This window comes from Luedemannella helvata (assembly GCF_039528415.1).
Lineage (GTDB): Bacteria > Actinomycetota > Actinomycetes > Mycobacteriales > Micromonosporaceae > Luedemannella > Luedemannella helvata.
Genome location: NZ_BAAALS010000028.1, coordinates 1 through 17907 on the forward strand (window position 1 = coordinate 1; position 17907 = coordinate 17907).

Consider the following 17907-nt stretch of genomic DNA (forward strand, 5'->3'; position numbering starts at 1 on the left):
TCATGGCCACCGAGGGCTACCAGAGCAGCGGCAGCTCCAACATCACCGTCAGCGAGGGCAACACCCCGATCACGAGCGGCCCGGTCACGAGCGGCCCGGTCACGAGCAACCCGATCACGAGGGCTCCTACGTCCGGCGCCCCGCAGACGACCGGCGGCAGCAACCCCGGTGGCGGGGCCTGCACGGCCACCTACAACCAGGTCAACCAGTGGCCGGGTGGCTTCCAGGGCGACGTGACCGTCAGGGCCGGCAACTCGTCGATCAACGGCTGGACCGTGACGATGAACTTCGGCGGCGGCCAGACGGTCACCCAGTTGTGGAACGGCGTGGCCAGCGGCACCAGCTCGCCGGTCACCGTGAAGAACGCCTCCTACAACGGCAGCCTCAGTGCCAACGGCTCCACCACGTTCGGCTTCACAGGTTCGTCGAGCGGCAGTGCCTCGGCGCCGTCGCTGACCTGCACGAGCCCGTAACCAGGTAGTTCCCGACGGCGCGGCGGCCACCCGGCTGCCGCGCCGTCGGCTATGCGCGGACCATCGGGGTGTCGGCGCCCAGCGCCGCGGACACGTCCCGGGCCGCGGCGATCACCTCGGGTGCGCGCTGCTCCAGCCCGGCCATGTCGCTGACGATCGTCAGGGTGGAGATGGAGATGCCGCCGAGCACCTGCCCGGTGTGGTCGAACACCGGCGCGCCGACGCAGCGGATGCCCGGCTCGTTCTCCTCGTCGTCGACCGCGTAGCCCACGGCGCGGACCCGCGCCAGGTGGGTCAGCAGGTCCTCCTCGCTGGTCAGCGTGTTGGGCGTACGCCGGGGAAGGCCGGTGCGCCGGCAGATCGCGAGGACCTCGTCGTCGCTGAGCTGCGCCAGGATCGCCTTGCCGATGGCCGTCGTGTGCAGGGCGATGCCCATCCCGACGCGCGACAGCATCTGGAACGGCCGCCGGCCCTCCTGCTTGTCGACGTACACCGCCTCGTCGAGGCTGCGGATCGCGAAGTGCGTCGTGAACCCGGTGGACTCGCACAGGGCGCGCAGCGTCCCGGACGACTGGCGGGCGGGGTCGAACCGGAACATCACGCGGCCCGCCAGGGTCAGGATGCGCGGGCCGGGTTCGTAGCTGCCCGTGCCGTCGGGGCGGGCGAATCCCCACAGAACGAGCGCTTGCAGGATCCGGTGCGCGGTCGACTTGGAGACGCCGGTCGCCGCCGCGATGTCGGTGACGCGCTGGTGCTCGGCAAGCGCCTCGAGCACCGCAAGCGTCTTGTCAATGGAGCTGCCTTCCCTGGCCACCGGTACAGGATACGGGGACTGTGTCGGGGCGGCGGACGGTCAATCGGTGTTCTGCAATGGACCGCGGTGGTGCCCGTACGGACCGCTGCTTGCATGAGATGCCGGCCTCCGGCCAGTTGACCAAGGGGGTCACAATGCTGGCGGTAGTCCGATGGAGGGGCGGTCAATCGTGTCGTTCGCGCGCCAGTGGCTTCTGCGCATCAGCAGTTTCGCCCTGACGGGACTGTACGCCGCGTACCGGATCAATCCCGCCGTGTGGCGGCTGATGGCGCGCAACTACCGCCCGTGGATGGCCCGCTTCGCCCGCCTGCACGCGTGGATGACGTGCCAGTTCGCCGCGCTCGACGTGCCCGCCTACACCGAGCACCTGCGCGCCAACGGGTGGCGGTTCCGCTGGTTCGATCTGTCGTCGTACCCGCCCACCGACAAGAAGTCCTACGTCATGGCGTACCCGGAGCATCAGCGTTGCTGGAACGGTCGCATCGAGATCGAGGGCACCGTGGTCGACGAGTCGTCGGGCTCGTCGGGCACGCCGTTCAACTGGATCCGGGGCCGCCGCGAGCTGCGTACGGTGCACAAGAACCTGGCCGGCTACACCACCGCCGTCTTCCCGTCGCGGCGCCGGTTCGTCATCAACGCGTACTCGATGGGCGCCTGGGCGACGGGCACGAACACCGGCATCGCGATGTCGCGCATCGCCATGGTGAAGAACACCGGACCCGACCTCGCGAAGATCGCCGACACGTTGCGGCACTTCGGCCCCGACTTCGAGTACATCGTCGCGGCGTACCCGCCGTTCCTCAAGCACCTGCGCGACAAGCTCGACGCCGAGGACTTCCCCTGGTCGGACTACCGCATCAACGGCCTCGTCGGCGGCGAGGGCATGACCGAGGCGCTGCGCGACTACCTGGAGGAGCGCTTCCTCAAGGTGCGTTCCGGGTACGGCGCGAGCGACCTGACGATCGGCATGGCCGGCGAGACGGACCTGACCGTGTGGCTGCGCCGCCGGCTGCGTACGGACGAGCGCCTGCGCGAGGCGCTGCTCGGCCCCGGCGAGGGACGCCTTCCGATGATCTTCCAGTACAACCCGTTGGAGACGTACCTGGAGGTGACCGACGACAGCGAGGTGCTGTGCACCATCAACAGCACGGCCGTGCTCGCCCCGAAGGTGCGCTACAACGTCGGCGACGAGGGCCGGCTCATCTCCTTCCCGGACGTGATGGCCGCCACGGGACACGATCCCGGTGCGGTGGCCGCGTTCCGGGTGGACCGCATGCGGCTGCCGCTGCTGTTCCTGTTCGGCCGCAAGGACTCCACCGTGTCGTACATGGGCGCCAACATCTACCCGCAGGACGTCGAGTACGGCCTGTACCAGGGCAACCCGATGGCGCATCTGCTGGAGAGCTTCTGCCTGGCGCTGCACGAGACCGCCGACCTGGAGAGCCGCCCGGTCGTGCACCTGCAACTGCGCGCGGACGCCGGCCTCGACGAGGCCGGCCGCGCCGCGCTGGTCGAGCACTGCCGCCGGGGCGTGTTGGAGCACCTGAGCAGCGTCAGCCGCGACTTCGCCGAGTCTGTCGTCGAGGACCCGTCGGCCGCCGACATCCGGGTACGCGTGCACGACTTCGGCACCGGCCCGTTCGCCCGCCACCACGGCAAGGTCAAGAATGTGTACCTGGTATGAGAACGAGTGACTTCTCGCGGGCGCCCCGCGTGGCCCAGGCGACCGCCATGTTCGTCGGCGCCACCCGCTACAGCGGCCCCCGCTCCATCGTCGTGTTGACCATGACCTGGTTCCGGATGGTGCGCCAGATGAAGCGCCTCGACGGGTACCGCTGGCACAAGGTCTACTGGGAGTTCCCGTTCACGCTCGGCACGATCGCGTTCTTCCGCGACCGCGACGCCCTGCTCGCCTTCGCCCGCACCAAGTACCACCGCCAGCTCATGTGCTGGGTCACCGATCACGACACCCGCAACGCGACCGGCGGCTACATCCGCCTCTACAACGCCGAGGAGCAGGGCTACTCCAACGGCGTGTGGCGCGCCGAGGGCGACGGCATGGCGCACATCGACACGTTCACGCCGCTGGCGCGCGAGAGCGCCGGGCCGCCCGTGCACCGGCCGTCGTCGTGACGGCGCGCGTGTCGCGGGTCGAGGACGCCCGGGCCCTGCGCGAGTTCTGCGACCTGCCGCTGCGCCTGCACCCGCGCGACCGCTACGTACCGCTGATCCGTTCGGTGGTGCGCGACTGGTGGCGGGGTCGCGGTCCGCACGCGCGTTACGGTCCGGTCGACTTCTATGTCGTACGCGATGACGCGGGCACGGTCGTCGGGCGTACCTGCGTGCACCGCAACCCCAAGTTCGACGCGAAGCTGGGGCGCACCCACCAGCTGTTCGGGCTCACGGAGTTCGTCGACGACGACGCGGTGGCCGCCGCGCTGTTCGACCTGATCGCCGAACGGGGCGCGGGCACGGACGCGCTGTTCGGCCCGGTCGGGCTGCTGCCCAACCAGACCGGCGGGGTCATCACCTCCGGCTTCGACGAGCGCGGCTTCGTCGACTCCGCCTGGAACCCGGCCTACTACCCGCGCGCCTACGAGCGGCACGGTTTCACGCGGCGCTTCGAGGCCGACACGTGGATCTGCGAGGGCTTCGACGGCGAGCCGTACGCCTTCGACGACGCGCGCCTCGCCGCCGAGGACCTGGTGATCCGGCACGGGTCGCGGCGCGGGTTCGCCGAGCAGTTGCCGATCCTGCGCGGCCTGCTCAACGCGAGCTTCGCCCAGCTCGGCTACTACACCGAGATCGACGCCGACGAGCTGGCCGCGCAGACCGACGGGCTGGCGTACCTGCTCGACGAGGCGCTGCTGCTGTGGCTGGAGCGGGCGGGGGAGCCGGTCGCGTTCATCGTCGCCGTACCGGACATCTCCGAGTACCTGATGAAGGTCGGCGGCAACCTGAGCGTGCTCAACCAGGTACGGCTGCTCGCCACCCGGTCGCGGTACCGCCGCGACGCGGTGCTCATCATCAAGGGCACCGTGCCGGCCGCCCAGGGGCGCGGGTACCTGACGCTGCTCTCCCGCGAGCTGCACCGCGGCCTGCGCAGGCACGGGTACGCCGCGCTGCGCAGCACGTACGTGGAGCGCGACAACGCCGCCTCGGCGGCGCAGTACCGCCGCGCGGGCGGCCGGCCGCTGCACGGCTACACGTTCTACGCCAGGGATGTGGCATGACCGGCTGGGTCGACGAGCTGCGGCACCGGGAGGCCGTGTTCCGGCGCGCGCCCAGCGCCCACAACACCCAGCCCTGGGTGGTGCGCTACGGCGCGGACGAGGTGGCCGTGCACTGGGATCCGGCCCGGGCGCTGCCCGATTCCGACCCGACCGGGCGCGACCTGTTCCTGTCCCTGGGCGCGTTCGTGGAGGCGTGCCTCATCACCGCGACCGACGCCGGCCTGCCCCTGCGCGCGGAGGTCTCGGTCGACGCGGCGCGGCGCCGCGTGGCCCGGCTGCTGCCCGGTTCCTCGGGGTATCCGAGCCGCTTCACCGCCGAGGCGCTGGAACGCCGACGCTGCGCGCGGGCACGCTACCGCCCCGGCCAGCTCGACCCGGTGACCTTGGGCGAGGTCGCCGAGCAGGCGGACCTCACCGGCACCGGAGCCGAGCTGCGTGCGGTGCCGTGCCGCGACCTCGCCGGGCTGCTCCTCGACGCCGACCGGTGGATGTTCGGCACGCCTGCGGTGGTGCGTGAGCTGCGCGAGTGGTTGCGCCTGTCGCCCCGTCACCCGAGATATGCGGTCGACGGGCTCTCCGACCGTGCCCTGGCCATGTCGCGCGCCGAGGCGTCGGGCCTCGCCGCGGTGCTCGCGCCCCGCGTCTACCCGGTCGCGCGCCGGCTCGGGGCGCCGGCGCTGCTGGCGGCCGCGTCGAAAGGCCTGCTGCGCTACGACGGCAGCGTGCTCGTGCTGGTCGGCCGCGCCGAGAGGCCGGAGGATCTCGTCGAGCACGGCCGGTCACTGCTGCGCGTGTGGCTGTCGTTGGGGGAGCGGGGCCTGGCGGTGCACCCGCTGAGCCAGCTCATCGACTGCGCGTCGACGGCCCGCGCGCTGCGCGACCTGCTGCACCTTGGGCCGGAGGAGGCCCCGCTCGCGGTCTTCCGCGTCGGCCGCCCCGTCGAGGAGCCGGTCCGCTCCGCCCGCCTCCCACCGCCGTGAGCGTGAGGTTATGGATTCAATGGGTCGTTATACCGGCCGAAGGATCCATAACCCAGCGCGGCTAACCCAGGTCGTCCGCCTCGGCGTTCTTGACCTTGCTGGTGTCGCGCAGGCGCATGTAGGGCTCCTCGGCGGGCGGCTGGCCGGCCGCGATGGCGCGCTGGCGTTCCAGTTCGGCGTTGAGTTCGGCGCCGTAGAGGATGGCCAGGTTGCTCAGCCACATCCAGACGAGGAACACGATCACGCTGCCGAGCGCGCCGTAGGTCTTGTTGTACGACGCGAAGTTCGCGGCGTACACGCCGAACAGGACCGACGCGACCACCCACAGGATGACCGCCACGACGCCGCCGGGCGTCACCCAGGAGAAGCCACCGTGCCGGACGTTGGGCGCGGCCCAGTAGAGGATCGCGAACATCAGGCTGACCAGGATGACCAGCACGAACCACTTGACGATGTTCCAGGTGTCCACGACCGCGCTCGACGCGTCGAGCGCCTTGCCGATCTGCTCGGCCAGCCGCCCGCTGATCACGACGATGAGCACGCTCGCCACCAGCAGCATGCCGGTGACGATGGTGATGCCGAGGCGTACGGGCAGCTTCTTCCAGATCGGACGGCCCTCGGGCACGTCGTAGATCGCGTTGGAGGCCTGCATGAACCCGGCGACGTAGCCCGACGCCGACCAGACGCCGATGAGCAGACCGATGATCGCGGCCAGGCCGGCCTTGCCCCCGCCGGCCTGGATGTTCTCCAGCGCGCCCGTGAGGATGTCGCGGGCCGGGCCGGGCACGATCGGCGCGACCGTGTTGAGCAGCTCCCGGGTGAGGCTGTCGCTGAGCAGCCCGAGGACGGCGACCAGCACGAGCAGGCCGGGGAAGACGGACAGGATCCCGTAGTAGGTCAGCGCGGCCGCCCATACGGTCAGGTTGTCCTTCTGGAACTCCGTCACCGACCGGCGCATCGCGCCCCACAGGGACCGGCGACCCAGCTGGGCCGGGTTGTCCGGCCCGGCGTCCGGCGGCGGTGCGCTCTGCAGCTCGGGGTGCGGCTCGGCCTTGTTGTCCGCCGCGCCGGCGTGATCGTGGTCCTCGTGCGCCATGTGCCTGCATTACCCGGCTGGCGGGCGGCCAATCGCCGGGCGGCGCGGCGGGGTACTGTCGCCCGGTGGTGCCTGCAGACGATCACGTTCACAGTGAGTGGTCGTGGGACGCGCCGGGCGGCGCGATGGAGCGGACCTGCGCCCGGGCGATGGAGCTGGGCCTGCCGGCGGTCGCGTTCACCGAGCACGCCGACTACACGCCATGGGTGCTCGACCCGAGCCTGCTCGACGGGGACCACCAGCATCTGCTGGCGAATGTCGGCGCCGACAACCTGCTGCGGCCGCCACCGATCGATCTCGACGGTTACCTCGAGTGCCTGCGCCGGTGCCGGGAGAGGTTCCCGGACCTGCGCATCCTCTCCGGAGTCGAACTGGGCGAGCCCCACTGGCACCGCGACGAGGCGGCGCGGCTGCTGAGTGCCGGGGGTTTCGACCGCGTGCTCGGGTCGCTGCACTGCCTGCCGGCCGGCGACCGGTTCTTCGAGTCCGCCGACCTCTACCTGCGGCAGCCGGCCGGCGAGGTCCTGCGCCAGTACCTCGCCGAGGTGTGCCGCATGGTCGCCGGCTGGGAGGCGTTCGAGGTGCTCGCCCACCTCGACTACGCGATCCGCTCCTGGCCGGCGCAGGCGGGACCGTTCGACCCGTACGCGTTCGAGGACGAGCTGCGCGAGACCCTGCGGGTGCTGGCGGGCGCCGGGCGGGTGCTGGAGGTCAACACGCGCGGGCCGATGCACCCGGAGATCGTCCGCTGGTGGCGCGAGGAGGGCGGCGACGCGGTGAGCTTCGGCAGCGACGGCCACAGCCCGAACGCGCTCGCGTTCCGCTTCGCCGAGGCGGCCGCCATGGTGGAGGCCCAGGGCTTCCGGCCGGGCCGCCACCCGTACGACTTCTGGATCCGCTGAGGTCCGTCACCCGGCGGGCTGGAAGAGTTCCACGAGGTTGCCGGCCGGGTCGGCGATGAGGACCTGCCGCCCGCCGGGGCCGGCGACCGGTTCGCCGCGGAACGGGACCCCGGCGGCGCGCAGCCGGTCGATCTCGGCGTCCAGATCGTCGACGATGAGGTGGACGCGGTTGCGGCCCGGTGCCGCCGCGTCGGGCGGGGTGGCGCGGGCGCCGGAGCTGGCGGGTCCGGACAGCAGCAGCCGCAGCGGGCCGCGTACGACGTCCGCGAACGCGGGGGCGGGGCTGGTGTTGAGCGCGAAGCCCAGGTGCCGGGTGTAGAAGTCGACGGCGGCCGGTACGTCGTCGACGAGGTAGCGGACACTTGCGTACTGGTCGGCAGCATTCACAGGGCGGCCCTCCTGGCGATGGTCGGTACCAGTGCCATCAAACCACCCCGAACGCCGCGCGGCCGCCCGTCAGGTCAGCGACGGGCGGCCGCGCGGCCGGGGATCGCGTCTACCAGGTCAGCGGCAGGGTGCCGAGGAAGCTGGTCAACCTGTTGGCGATGAGCTGGTTGTCGCGCAGCGACGGGTGCCAGTCGCAGCCCAGCAGGTCCAGCCCGAGGGCGTTGTTGTCGTAGTACAGGGCCCTCACCCGGGTGTCGCCCCGGGCGGTGCGGGTGGCGACGACCTGCTGCACGGAGTCGGCCAACGCGGTCGTGTTGCCCAGGCTGGGGTAGGTCAGCACCAGGTAGGTGTCCGGGCCGTACCGGGCGCGCAGCGTGTCGAGGAACGTCAGGTACGACGCCTGGTAGTCGGCGACCAGGGCGGCCTGGGTGGTCCACTTCTCGCCGGCGGTCAGCGCCGTGGAGAAGTCGTTGATGCCCAGCCCGATCACGACCACCTGCGGCTTCCAGGTGCCCGGGTTGGGCCAGGTCGTGCTGTTCCACAGCGCCTGCAGGTCGGTGTCGTAGTAGCTGCGGAAGCTGGTGGCGGTGTTCTGGCCGCCGTAGTTGCGCACGACGCCGAGGCCCGACCACGCCTGGATCTGGTAGTCGGCGTTCAGGGCGCGGGCGGCGAGCGCCCCGAAGGTGAGGTCGGCGTTGGAGTTGCGGGTGACGCCGCCGTTGCTGGAGCAGTCGCGGGTGGTCGACATGTTGCCGTAGCCGGCCGTCCACGAGTCGCCGATGAACTCGATCTGGCGGGAACGCGGCGCCGGCCTGGTCAGGATCGCCCCGCCGGGCGCGGCCACGAGCCCGCCGAACTCGCCGGCCGCCCATGGGCTCTCGGTACGCTTCGCCAACCGTACGGTGTGCTCGGTGTTGCTGAGGTTGTTGACCCAGTAGGTCGTCTGGCCGGGGGTGACCAGGTTGGCGACGGTCGTCCCGTCGACCTGCACCACGTAGTCGTTGTTGGCGTCGTTGAGCACGAGCCCGACCCCGGTGCCCCGGAAGCGGCCCTCGAAGTAGACGCCGGGCCACGTGAACTGCGCCCCGGTGCCGACAGCCCGGACCCGGCCGGGCGTGTGCACCTGGTTGAGGACGCCCGGCGCCGGCGTCGTCGGCCCGGCGCTCGTGACGGGCGCGCTCGTCGGGGGCCGGCTGGTCACGGGCGCGCTGGTCGGCGGCCGGCTCGTCACCGGCGCGGAGGTGACCGTCCGCGTCGTGGTGACGGCCGTCGTCGTGACCGCGCCGGTGCACGCGACCCCGTTGACCGCGAAGGCGGTCGGCACCGGGTTCGCCGCGTTGTTCCAGGAGCCGTTGAAGCCGACCGACGCCCGCGCGCCGGTGGCGAGGCTGCCGTTCCAGGCGGCGTTGGTGACCGTGACCTGCGCGCCCGACTGGGTGGCCGTGCCGTTCCACAGCTGGGTGACGGTCTGCCCGGCCGTGAACGACCAGGTCAGGCGCCAGCTCGTGAGCGGGTCGCCGAGGTTGTCGATGTCGATGGTGGCGCCGAAGCCGCCCGGCCACTGGTTGGTCACGGCGTATGTGACCCGGCAGCCGGTGGCGGCGGAGGCGGAGGTGGCGGTGGTGATGACGGCGGCCGCGGCGACGGTGACGGCGAGCGCGGCGGCGATGCGGGACTGGCGGGGGGTGAGTCGCATGCGTTCGTCCAGATGATCGAAGCTCGTGAATCTGTGGGCGCCGCCAGTATGGCCAGTTCACGATATCGATCGCAAGCTATGGGGCAACTTTCGTGGTCGGATGGCGCCTGGGTCGTTGTGACCAGTACGGCAACCGGAAAGTGTTTCTCGCTCAGGAGCGCACGACGGTGAGTTCGGCGAGCGCGGGTGCCTGCCCGCCCGAGCGGGTGGCCGGCAGCAGCAGCCGCACCTCGTCGGCCGCGAACCCGCCGACCCGGATCCGGTCGACCAGCGCGGCCGACGACGGCACGGTGGCGATCGTGCGCCAGGCGCCGCCGTCGCGCCGCGCCTGCACCGTGTAGGTCGCCAGTGGCCGAGCCCCCGACCACGCCGCCGTGACGGCGCCGATCGCGGTCGTCGCGCCCAGCGCGACCGTGAGCGTGCCCGGCTCGGCCGGCTCGGCGCCCGCCGTCCACGCGGTGACCGGGCTGCCGTCGACGGCCGCCTCGGGCGGCCCGCTGGGGTCCGCGGCGCTCGCCGTCACCGGCCGGCACCGGGCCGCGTCACGCACCGATCCCGCCTGGGTACGGGTGGGGAGCGTGACCGGCGTGCCGACCGCCAGGGTGCGCCGCCCCGCCGGCGTGCCCACCGGCATGGCCCCGCCGACCCGCAGGGTGACCGTCGTCGTCCGGGCGCCGACGTCGATGTCGAGGATGCGCCCGTGCCAGCGCACGCCGGTGACGCGCAGCCCGCCGGCCAGCTGCGGCGGCAGCATCGGGTCCAGGTACGGGCCGCCCGCGCGCCAGCGCAGGCCCGGGTACCCGTACAGGAACTCCTGCAGGAAGCCGCCCTCGCCGGTCAGGAACGTGAACACGCCCTGCCCGGCGCGCGCCTCCGTGAACTGCTCGTACGGGCCGCGCACGAACGGGTCCACGCTGCGGCGCGTATACGTCCACGCCGAACAGTCGTCGCCCAGCCGCGCCGCCACGACGCTGTTCACCGAGTCGGTCATGGCCGGGCCGTCGGGGTCGTAGCGCGCCGCGTAGTAGCGCAGGTTGTCGCGATCCACGGCGGCCGGCTGCGGGTACTCCCACGGGTAGGTCAGCAGGACCACGTCGGCCTGCTTCACCCGCTGGCCGGCGTACCCGCGAAACTCCGGGCGCACGAACCGGTGCCCGCCCATCGGCACCGGACGGTGCACCATCAGGCCGTCGGCCACCTGCGACCAGCGCGCGGGCGGGCGTACCCCGACAATCGCGGCCGTGCGCGCCGCGATGCGCAACGTCATCGCGGCGGTCGCGTTCGTGTACGTCGAGTCGTCGACCGGCCAGTTCTGCTCGTCGGGACCCTGCACCCGCGGGATGTGCCAGCCGTCGCGGCGGCGCTGCGCGCGGCTGGCCCAGAACCGCGCCGCGCCCTCGATCACCGGCCAGCCCCGCGCGCGCAGGCGGTGGCCGTCGCCCGTGGCCAGGTAGTGCTGCCACTGGGCCAGCGCCACGTCGGCCGTGATGTGCTGCTCCAGCTCGCCCGTCTCGGCCCACGCGGGGGTGACCTCGTCGCCGGTCAGGGCGCTCTCCCAGGCGAACCGCGTGCCCGCGTACCCGGTGCGCCGCGCGTTGCGCCGGGCGCCGGCCAGCGTGCGATGCCGGTAGTCGACGACGCTTCCCGCCTCGTCGGGATGCTGTGCCAGCAGCGCCGGGTAGATCCACGTCTCGGCGTCCCAGAAGACATGGTTGTTGTACCCGCTCCCGGACAGGCCCACCGGGCTGACGCTCCACCGCACCCCGGCGCGGACGGAGGCCAGCAGGTAGAACTTCGCGGCCCGTACCCGGCGTTGCAGCTGCGGCTGGCCCGGCAGCTGGATGTCGGCCGCCCAGAGGCGCTGCCACGCCGCCGCGCTCTCCGCCAGCGCCTGCCCGGTCGCCGGAGCCTCGGCGGCCGCGGCGCGGGCGGCGGCGAGCGGGTCGCGCGCGTCCAGCGAGGTGGCGAAGCCGACCACCTTGGCGACCTCGTACGACGCTCCGGCCCGTACCGCGATGGTGGCCGTGCGGGTGACGCTTGTCGCGTCCGCCACGGCGACCACCGCGCTGCTCGCGGGCGCGCGCAGGCGGGAGGCCTGCGCCACCGTGATCCCCGTGCCGGCCGTCCGGGCGGTGAGCGTCGTCTCGGCGGGTCCGGCAGTCGGGCGCACCCGCCGCAGCGTCGGGTCGGCGCCCCCGCCGAGCACGTCGCGCACCTCGACCGTGCCCGACCACCGCGGCGTGAACCGCAGCCGGACCAGGCCCACCCGCATGCGGGCGCGATCCACCACCACGTCGTACGCGAGGTCGGTGACGCGCCCGCCGACCGACCAGGTGGCCGTCGTCGTCACCACGCCACGGCGCAGGTCGAGGCTCTGCCGGTAGTCTCGCGCGGCGGCCGCCGTGTAGGCCCGGCCGGCCACGACGACGTCGAGCCGGGTCCAGCCGGGCAGGCTCACCGAGCCCTGCGGCTGGTGGCCGCCGTGCACCCGGTCCGGCACGGCGGCATACACCCCGGCGATGTGCGTGCCGGTCGCGACGGGTCCTGACACGTAACCGGCGCCGTCGGCCGGGATGCGGGTGCCGACGTAACCGTTGCCGACGTACGCCGGTGCGGCGGCTGCGGCGGCCGGGTCGGTGGTCGACAGCGCCCATTCGCCTGCGGCCGGCTCGGCGGACCGCGCGGCGCGTGTGGCGTGGGCGGGCAGCGCGCCGAGCGCGATGAGCACAACGGCCGCGACGGCGCGCGCTGGTGCGGGGCAGGCGACCATGGGCGCCCCTCCTGGACAGGGCCAGTTCCTCCCCGCCCGGTAAGGCCACCATAGGCGATCACCCGCCGGGATCGGCGCCCACGCGGCCGGAGATCCCCGGGAACGGGTGACCCTGGTGGGGCGGGAAAGGTAGGCGGTGCACTGGCGGACAACGCGTTCTCCTGAAAGGAGCACCATGTCCGCCATCACCGCCCCGCCGCCCGGCGCGGTCGTCGAGGCCACCACCGCGCCCACGGCACGGGTGCTGCGCACCGCCGGTCGCGCCGCGCTCGCGTACGCGGGTCTGTACCTGCTGACGTTCGTCGCGAACTCGTTCGCTTCCACGATGGTCGCCAGCTTCGCGGAGGAGTACCCCACCGCGGCGCAGTTGCAGGACCAGTTGCCCATCTCCGCTACCTTCGCGGCCGTCTTCGCCGCTGCTGCGGTCCTCGGCATCGTCGCCCTGACCGGCGTCGCGACGTACATCGGCCGGGCCGGGTCGACGCTCGCGCCCGCGCTGCGGGCACTCGCTGGCGCGGTCGGCGTCGGGATGTTCGGCTCCGCCGTCGCAGCCCTCGTCCAGCGCGGCATGATCAACGACTACATCGCCGGGTCGGGCGCCGACGCCGCCGCACAGTCGGCCGTCATCCAGGGCCTGTTCGCGCTCCCGCAGACGTTCGCGGCCGTGACCGGGATCGCCTTCGCGTCGTGGCTCGTCGTCGCCGCGCTCACCGGGCTGCTGCCCACCTGGATGCGGGTGATCAACCTGATCGTGGGGCTGGTCAGCGTCCTCGCGCTCTACGTAGGGTTTCCCATCGGCCTGCTGCTCTCGATCCCGTACTTCGCGGCACTCGGGACGTGGGCCCTGCGGGCGTCCCGTACAGCGTGACCGGGTGAGGGAGATCTGATGCTCGCCGCGCAGATCCTGGTCCAGGCGGTGTCATGGCCCCTGGTGGCGATGCTCGCCTGGCCGGGTCCGCGCGCCCGCGCGAGCGCCGTCGCGGTCGTCGGCGTCGTCGTCCTCGTGGGCTCGAACGCGTTGCTGGCCACGGACGCGACGGGGGAGTCCGGGCTGGCCCGGGTCTGCGCGGCGGTCATCCAGTGCGCGGTCGCCGTGGTGTTCGCGGTCTATCCCAGCGGGCGGCCGGTGCCCGCGTGGATCGGCTGGGTCGCCGGCGCCGGCATCGCCGTTCAGGTGACCAACCTCGCGGCCGGCTTCCGCCTCGAGGCCCAGCCGTGGTGGTCGTGGCAGTACGTGCTGACCTGGTCGCTGCTGCTGTGGGGCCAGCTGTCGCGCTACCGCTCCCGCGCGGACGCCCGCGAGCGTCAGCAGGTCCGCTGGGTGCTGGCGACCTTCCTGACCATGGTCGCCGGGTTCCTAGTCATGACGATCGTGACGGTCGACGGCCTGGTCGCTGAGGAGGCGACCGAGCCGGCGGCGATGCTGCTGCTGACCCTGCCCGGGGTCGGGCTGTCGCTGGGCCTGCTGGTGCCCACGTCGGCGAACCTGGACCGCGTCCTGCGCTGGGTGCTGGCCATCGGCGGCTGGTCGCTGCTCGTGTCGACCACGATCGCGTTGTCAGCCGCGGCCGCCGCAGGGCTCTCCGCCGCCGGTACCCGGTGGGTTGTCGCCGGCTGCGCGGCGGCGGTCGGCGCCGCCGGCTGGCGCGCGGCCGGCCGCCTGGCCGAACGCGTCGTGTACGGGCGCCGCCGCGACCCGCTCGGCGCCCTGACCGACCTGGACGGCATGCTGGCCGCCCACCACGACGCCACGGTCGTGCCGCAGACCGTCGTCCGGGTGATCGCCCAGGCCCTCGGCGTGGAGCGGGTGGAGATCCGGGCGGGGGACGCGTTGCTGGCGGCGGAGGGCCCAGCGCCGGACGGCCCGGTGACGGACTTCCCGGTCGTCTACCGGGGGGAGCGGGTCGCGACGGTCGGCGTCGCGCCCCGGCGCGGCGAGCAGACCCTCACGGCCGCCGACGTCGCGGTGGTCGCGCGGGTCTGCGCTTACGCGGGCCCCGCGCTCCAAGGGGCCCGCGCGCTGGTGGAGCTCGTGGAGTCGCGGGCCCGCACCGTGCTGGCCCGCGAGGAGGAACGCAAGCGACTGCGCGCCTACCTGCACGACGACCTGGCCCCGACATTCAGCGGCCTGGGCCTGTCGGCGGCGGCGCTGGAGCAGTTCGCCCTGGCGGGTGACGCCCGCGCGATCGCGGTCGCCCGCCGGTTGGCGGACGAGTTGGCGACGGCCACCCGGCAGCTGCGCGAGGTCGCCTACGACCTGCGCCCGCCCGCCCTCGACGACCGTGGCCTGGTGGCCGCGCTCAGCGACCGGATCGTCGTGCCGGGCAGCACGCCGCAGGTGCGCCTGACGGCCCGCCTCGACGACGCCCGCCTGCCCGCCGCGGTCGAGGCGGCCGCGTTCCGCATCGTCTCCGAGGCGGTGATGAACGTCCGCCGGCACGCCGCCGCCCGATCGTGCACAGTGGACCTGCGCGCGGCGGGCGACCGGCTGGAGTTCGCCGTCGCCGATGACGGCGTCGGCGTGGGCCCGGCGGTCACCCCCGGGGTGGGGGTGCGGTCCATGCGCGAGCGGGCCGCTGAGCTGGGCGGCGACCTGACGCTGAGCCGCGGGCCCGACGGCGGCACGATCGTCGCCGGCTGGCTCCCCCTGACGACGGCGACGACCGCGACAACCGCGACGGCCATGACGACTGTGACGACGGAGGCGACGCCATGACGCGGCTCGTGATCGTCGACGATCATCCCGTGTTCCGCCACGGACTGGTCGCGCTGTTCGAGTCCAACGGGTTCGAGGTCGTGGGCCAGGCCGCCGGGGCCGCCGAGGCGGTCGCCGTCGTCTCCCGCGAACGGCCCGACGTGGTGCTCCTCGACCTGGGCCTGCCCGACGGCCGGGGCGCGGACGTCGCCGCCCGGCTCACCGGCATGCTGCCCGAGGTGCGCGTCGTCGTGGTGACGATGTACGACGACGATGGTTCGGTCCGCGAGGCCCTTGCCGCCGGGGCGACCGGGTACGTGGTGAAGGACGCCTCCCCGGCCCAACTCGTCGCGGCCGTACGGGCGGCCGAGCAGGGCGCGGTCGTCCTCGGGTCGGGCGTGGCGCCCACGGCGGGGCTGCGGGTGCGGGCCCCGGCGGCGGATCCGTTCGGGCTCACGCCCCGCGAGCGCGACGTGCTCGACCTGCTCGTGCGTGGCCTGTCCAACCCGCAGATCGCGGAGCGGCTCGCCGTGTCGGGCAAGACCGTGAGCAACAACGTGTCCGCGCTCCTCGCCAAGCTGGGTGCGGCCGACCGTGCGGCGGCGGCCCGCATCGCCCGTGAGACGTTCGGCGGATGAGCTGTCGCCGAAGGCTACTGGCCGGTAAGTTATGCGGGCATGAGCGTCGTTGCCCGCGAGTTCCATCTCGCCTCGCGTCCCACCGGCTGGCCCACGGCGGACAACTTCCGGTTCGTCGAGACCGAGCTGCCGCCGCTGGAAGAGGGACAGGTCCTGGTGCGCAACCGGTACGTGTCCGTGGACCCCTACATGCGCGGGCGGATGAACGACGCCAAGTCGTACGTCGCGCCGTTCGCGCTCGACGCGCCGCTGGAGGGCCACGCCGTCGGTGAGGTCGTCGAGTCCCGCTCGCCCGAGCACGCCGTCGGCGACCTCGTGCTGCACAGCGCCGGCTGGCGCGACTACGCCGTCCTCGACGCCGGCCGCGCCGCACTGGTCGCCGACCCGGTCGAGCCGGTGTCGTACTACCTCGGCGCGCTGGGCATGCCGGGCCTCACCGCGTACGCCGGCATCGTCGAGGTGGCCGCGATGCGGCCCGGCGACGCGGTGTTCGTCTCCGGCGCGGCGGGCGCCGTCGGCAGCCTGGCCGGGCAGATCGCCCGCCTGCGCGGCGCCAGCCGGGTCGTCGGCAGCGCCGGCTCGGCCGCCAAGGTCGAGCATCTCAGGGAACTCGGCTTCGACGCGGCCTTCTCCTATAAGGACGGCCCCGTGCGTGCCAGCCTCAAGGCGGCCGCGCCGGACGGCATCGACGTGTACTTCGACAACGTCGGCGCCGAGCACCTGGAGGCCGCGCTGTCGTCGCTGCGCCCCTTCGGCCGCATCGCGGTGTGCGGGGCGGTCGCGCAGTACAACTCGGAGCCGCCGGCCGCGCCGCGCAACCTGGCCCTGGTCATCGGCAAGCAGCTCACCATGCGCGGCTTCCTGGTCGGCTCGTACGGGCACCTGCGCGACGAGTTCCACGCCCAGATGGCGGGCTGGCTGCGCGACGGGTCCATCCGCATCGACGAGACCGTCGTGGACGGGCTGGAGCGCATGCCGGACGCCTTCCTGGACATGCTGCGCGGCGCGAACACCGGCAAGATGGTCGTCAAGGTGAGCTAGCGAGCACGAGCATCAGCTCGAACCGGGCGGTCGGGTCGTCGAGGTCGTCGCCGAGCAGCTCGCGCAGGCGCTTGAGCCGGTAGCTGACGGTCTGCGGGTGCACGTACAGCTCGGCGGCCACGTCGGCGCGCGAGCCCCAGTGGCGCAGCCAGCTGCGCAGGGTGGCGAGCAGGCTCTCCCGCTGGGTGGGGCGCAGGTGCGCGAGCGGCGCGAGCCGGCGCTCCGCCAGCACGGCCAGCGCGCCGGTCTCGCCGCCGAGGGCCAGCGACGCGAGGCGGTCGTCGACGAACACGACGTCCGCCGGGTCCGGCGAAACGAGCTCGGCCAGCCGTACGGACTGCGGGACCCGGGCCCAGTCCAGCGCCGGGCCGACCACGGCGCCCCGCCCCCGTAGCGCGTCCGCGAGCTGCTCGCGCCGGGCGCGCGGGCCGTCGCGCAGCAGCAGCACGGCGTCGCGTTCCCGCTCGGCCACGACCCCGTCCGGGCCGTACCGGAACCGCGCGTCGCGGGCCTGGTCGCGGGGCAGCAGCACCGGCACGACCGTCCCGATCGTGCGCCAGCCCACCCGGGCGGCCGCGGCGGCGACGGTGTCGGCCGGGGCGTTGCCGCGCAGCAGCAGCTCGGCCAGCTGGCGCCGGCGGTCGTCCTCGCCGGCCAGCTCCCGCACCTGGAGCGCGAACCCGTCCGTGCTGGCCGCCGCCAGTTCGTCGATGAAGGCGCTCACCGCGTCGGACAGGTCGATGAGGGCGCCCGCGCCGACCGGACCCAGGTCGGACAGCGCCTCCGAGGCCGTACGCAGCATCAGCCGCGACGCGAGCCGCAGCGCGGTGAGCAGCGCCTCCGGCCCGCGGTCCTCGCGGGCCTCGGCGGCGCCGAGGGCGACGAACACCTCCCTGATGCGGGGCGGCAGCGCCGGCTCGTCGGTCCCGATCAGGTCGAGGAAGCGGTCGAGCGCCGTCCGCACGGCCGCGCGCACGTCGCGGGCGACCTTGGCGTCGCCGGCGGCGAAGGCGGGCACGCCCCCGGCGATCGCGTCGGCGATGGCCGAGACCGTGGCCGGCACGCGCGGCCGCATGACGGCGGCAAGGCCTCCGGGGAGTCTTTCCCAGGGCGCAGGGGACAAGTGCACACCGCATTTTGTCACGCGGTGATAAAAGCAGCGCCGGAGGTCGCTGGCGGCGG

General features: G+C 73.3%; 16 protein-coding genes. 10 read left to right on the top strand and 6 right to left on the bottom strand.

The features are described from left to right. A partial coding sequence (locus tag ABD191_RS23310) for a cellulose binding domain-containing protein (RefSeq protein ID WP_344086003.1) occupies positions 1-473 on the top strand: 473 nt, incomplete at its 5' end. 49 nt (positions 474-522) lie between these two features. On the opposite strand, the gene ABD191_RS23315 is transcribed toward ABD191_RS23310, so the two are convergent. Continuing rightward, complete coding sequence (locus ABD191_RS23315; protein ID WP_344086006.1) at positions 523-1287, bottom strand: IclR family transcriptional regulator; 765 nt, start codon at positions 1285-1287, stop codon at positions 523-525. A 151-nt stretch (positions 1288-1438) separates the two neighbouring features. Between ABD191_RS23315 and ABD191_RS23320 the strand changes: the two genes are divergently transcribed. The 4 genes from ABD191_RS23320 to ABD191_RS23335 are packed head-to-tail and all read left to right on the top strand — an operon-like array spanning position 1439 to position 5500. Then, positions 1439-2971: a phenylacetate--CoA ligase family protein gene (locus ABD191_RS23320; protein ID WP_344086009.1), complete on the top strand. Its 1533-nt coding sequence runs from the start codon at positions 1439-1441 to the stop codon at positions 2969-2971. Beyond that, entirely contained in the window at positions 2968-3420 is a 453-nt protein-coding gene (locus tag ABD191_RS23325) for a DUF4188 domain-containing protein (protein WP_344086013.1), read from the top strand. The genes ABD191_RS23320 and ABD191_RS23325 overlap by 4 nt, the downstream gene beginning before the upstream one ends. Then, positions 3417-4520, top strand: coding sequence for a hypothetical protein (locus tag ABD191_RS23330; RefSeq protein WP_344086016.1), 1104 nt, complete (start codon positions 3417-3419; stop codon positions 4518-4520). Before ABD191_RS23325 ends, ABD191_RS23330 begins: the two co-directional genes overlap by 4 nt. Further along, positions 4517-5500: a nitroreductase family protein gene (locus ABD191_RS23335; protein WP_344086018.1), complete on the top strand. Its 984-nt coding sequence runs from the start codon at positions 4517-4519 to the stop codon at positions 5498-5500. Before ABD191_RS23330 ends, ABD191_RS23335 begins: the two co-directional genes overlap by 4 nt. Before the next feature lie 61 nt (positions 5501-5561). On the opposite strand, the gene ABD191_RS23340 is transcribed toward ABD191_RS23335, so the two are convergent. Continuing rightward, positions 5562-6596: a YihY/virulence factor BrkB family protein gene (locus ABD191_RS23340; protein WP_344086023.1), complete on the bottom strand. Its 1035-nt coding sequence runs from the start codon at positions 6594-6596 to the stop codon at positions 5562-5564. A gap of 65 nt (positions 6597-6661) precedes the next feature. Between ABD191_RS23340 and ABD191_RS23345 the strand changes: the two genes are divergently transcribed. After that, a complete protein-coding gene (locus ABD191_RS23345) occupies positions 6662-7498 on the top strand; it encodes a PHP domain-containing protein (RefSeq protein WP_344086026.1) in 837 nt (278 codons plus the stop codon). A 6-nt stretch (positions 7499-7504) separates the two neighbouring features. On the opposite strand, the gene ABD191_RS23350 is transcribed toward ABD191_RS23345, so the two are convergent. The 3 genes from ABD191_RS23350 to ABD191_RS23360 all read right to left on the bottom strand — a co-directional run bounded on the left by ABD191_RS23350 (position 7505) and on the right by ABD191_RS23360 (position 12351). Further along, a complete protein-coding gene (locus ABD191_RS23350; RefSeq protein WP_344086029.1) occupies positions 7505-7885 on the bottom strand; it encodes a VOC family protein in 381 nt (126 codons plus the stop codon). Between the two features lie 109 nt (positions 7886-7994). Further along, positions 7995-9581, bottom strand: coding sequence for a cellulose binding domain-containing protein (locus tag ABD191_RS23355; protein WP_344086032.1), 1587 nt, complete (start codon positions 9579-9581; stop codon positions 7995-7997). Between the two features lie 151 nt (positions 9582-9732). Continuing rightward, positions 9733-12351 (bottom strand): discoidin domain-containing protein, encoded by a 2619-nt coding sequence (locus tag ABD191_RS23360; RefSeq protein WP_344086035.1) that lies wholly within the window; start codon positions 12349-12351, stop codon positions 9733-9735. Positions 12352-12526: 175 nt separating this feature from the next. Here ABD191_RS23360 and ABD191_RS23365 point away from each other — a divergent pair, with 175 nt between their 5' ends. From ABD191_RS23365 to ABD191_RS23380, 4 genes are read left to right on the top strand one after another with little or no spacing between them, the layout of a single operon-like run. Next, positions 12527-13219: a hypothetical protein gene (locus ABD191_RS23365; protein WP_344086038.1), complete on the top strand. Its 693-nt coding sequence runs from the start codon at positions 12527-12529 to the stop codon at positions 13217-13219. An 18-nt stretch (positions 13220-13237) separates the two neighbouring features. Beyond that, a complete protein-coding gene (locus tag ABD191_RS23370; protein WP_344086041.1) occupies positions 13238-15067 on the top strand; it encodes a sensor histidine kinase in 1830 nt (609 codons plus the stop codon). After that, positions 15064-15684, top strand: coding sequence for a response regulator (locus ABD191_RS23375; RefSeq protein ID WP_344086044.1), 621 nt, complete (start codon positions 15064-15066; stop codon positions 15682-15684). The genes ABD191_RS23370 and ABD191_RS23375 overlap by 4 nt, the downstream gene beginning before the upstream one ends. A gap of 39 nt (positions 15685-15723) precedes the next feature. Then, a complete protein-coding gene (locus tag ABD191_RS23380; RefSeq protein WP_344086047.1) occupies positions 15724-16725 on the top strand; it encodes an NADP-dependent oxidoreductase in 1002 nt (333 codons plus the stop codon). Here the strand turns inward: ABD191_RS23380 and ABD191_RS23385 are convergent. Continuing rightward, on the bottom strand, positions 16712-17869 hold the full coding sequence (locus ABD191_RS23385; protein WP_486341498.1) for a PucR family transcriptional regulator: 1158 nt from the start codon (positions 17867-17869) through the stop codon (positions 16712-16714). The genes ABD191_RS23380 and ABD191_RS23385 overlap by 14 nt on opposite strands. Positions 17870-17907: the final 38 nt, after the last annotated feature.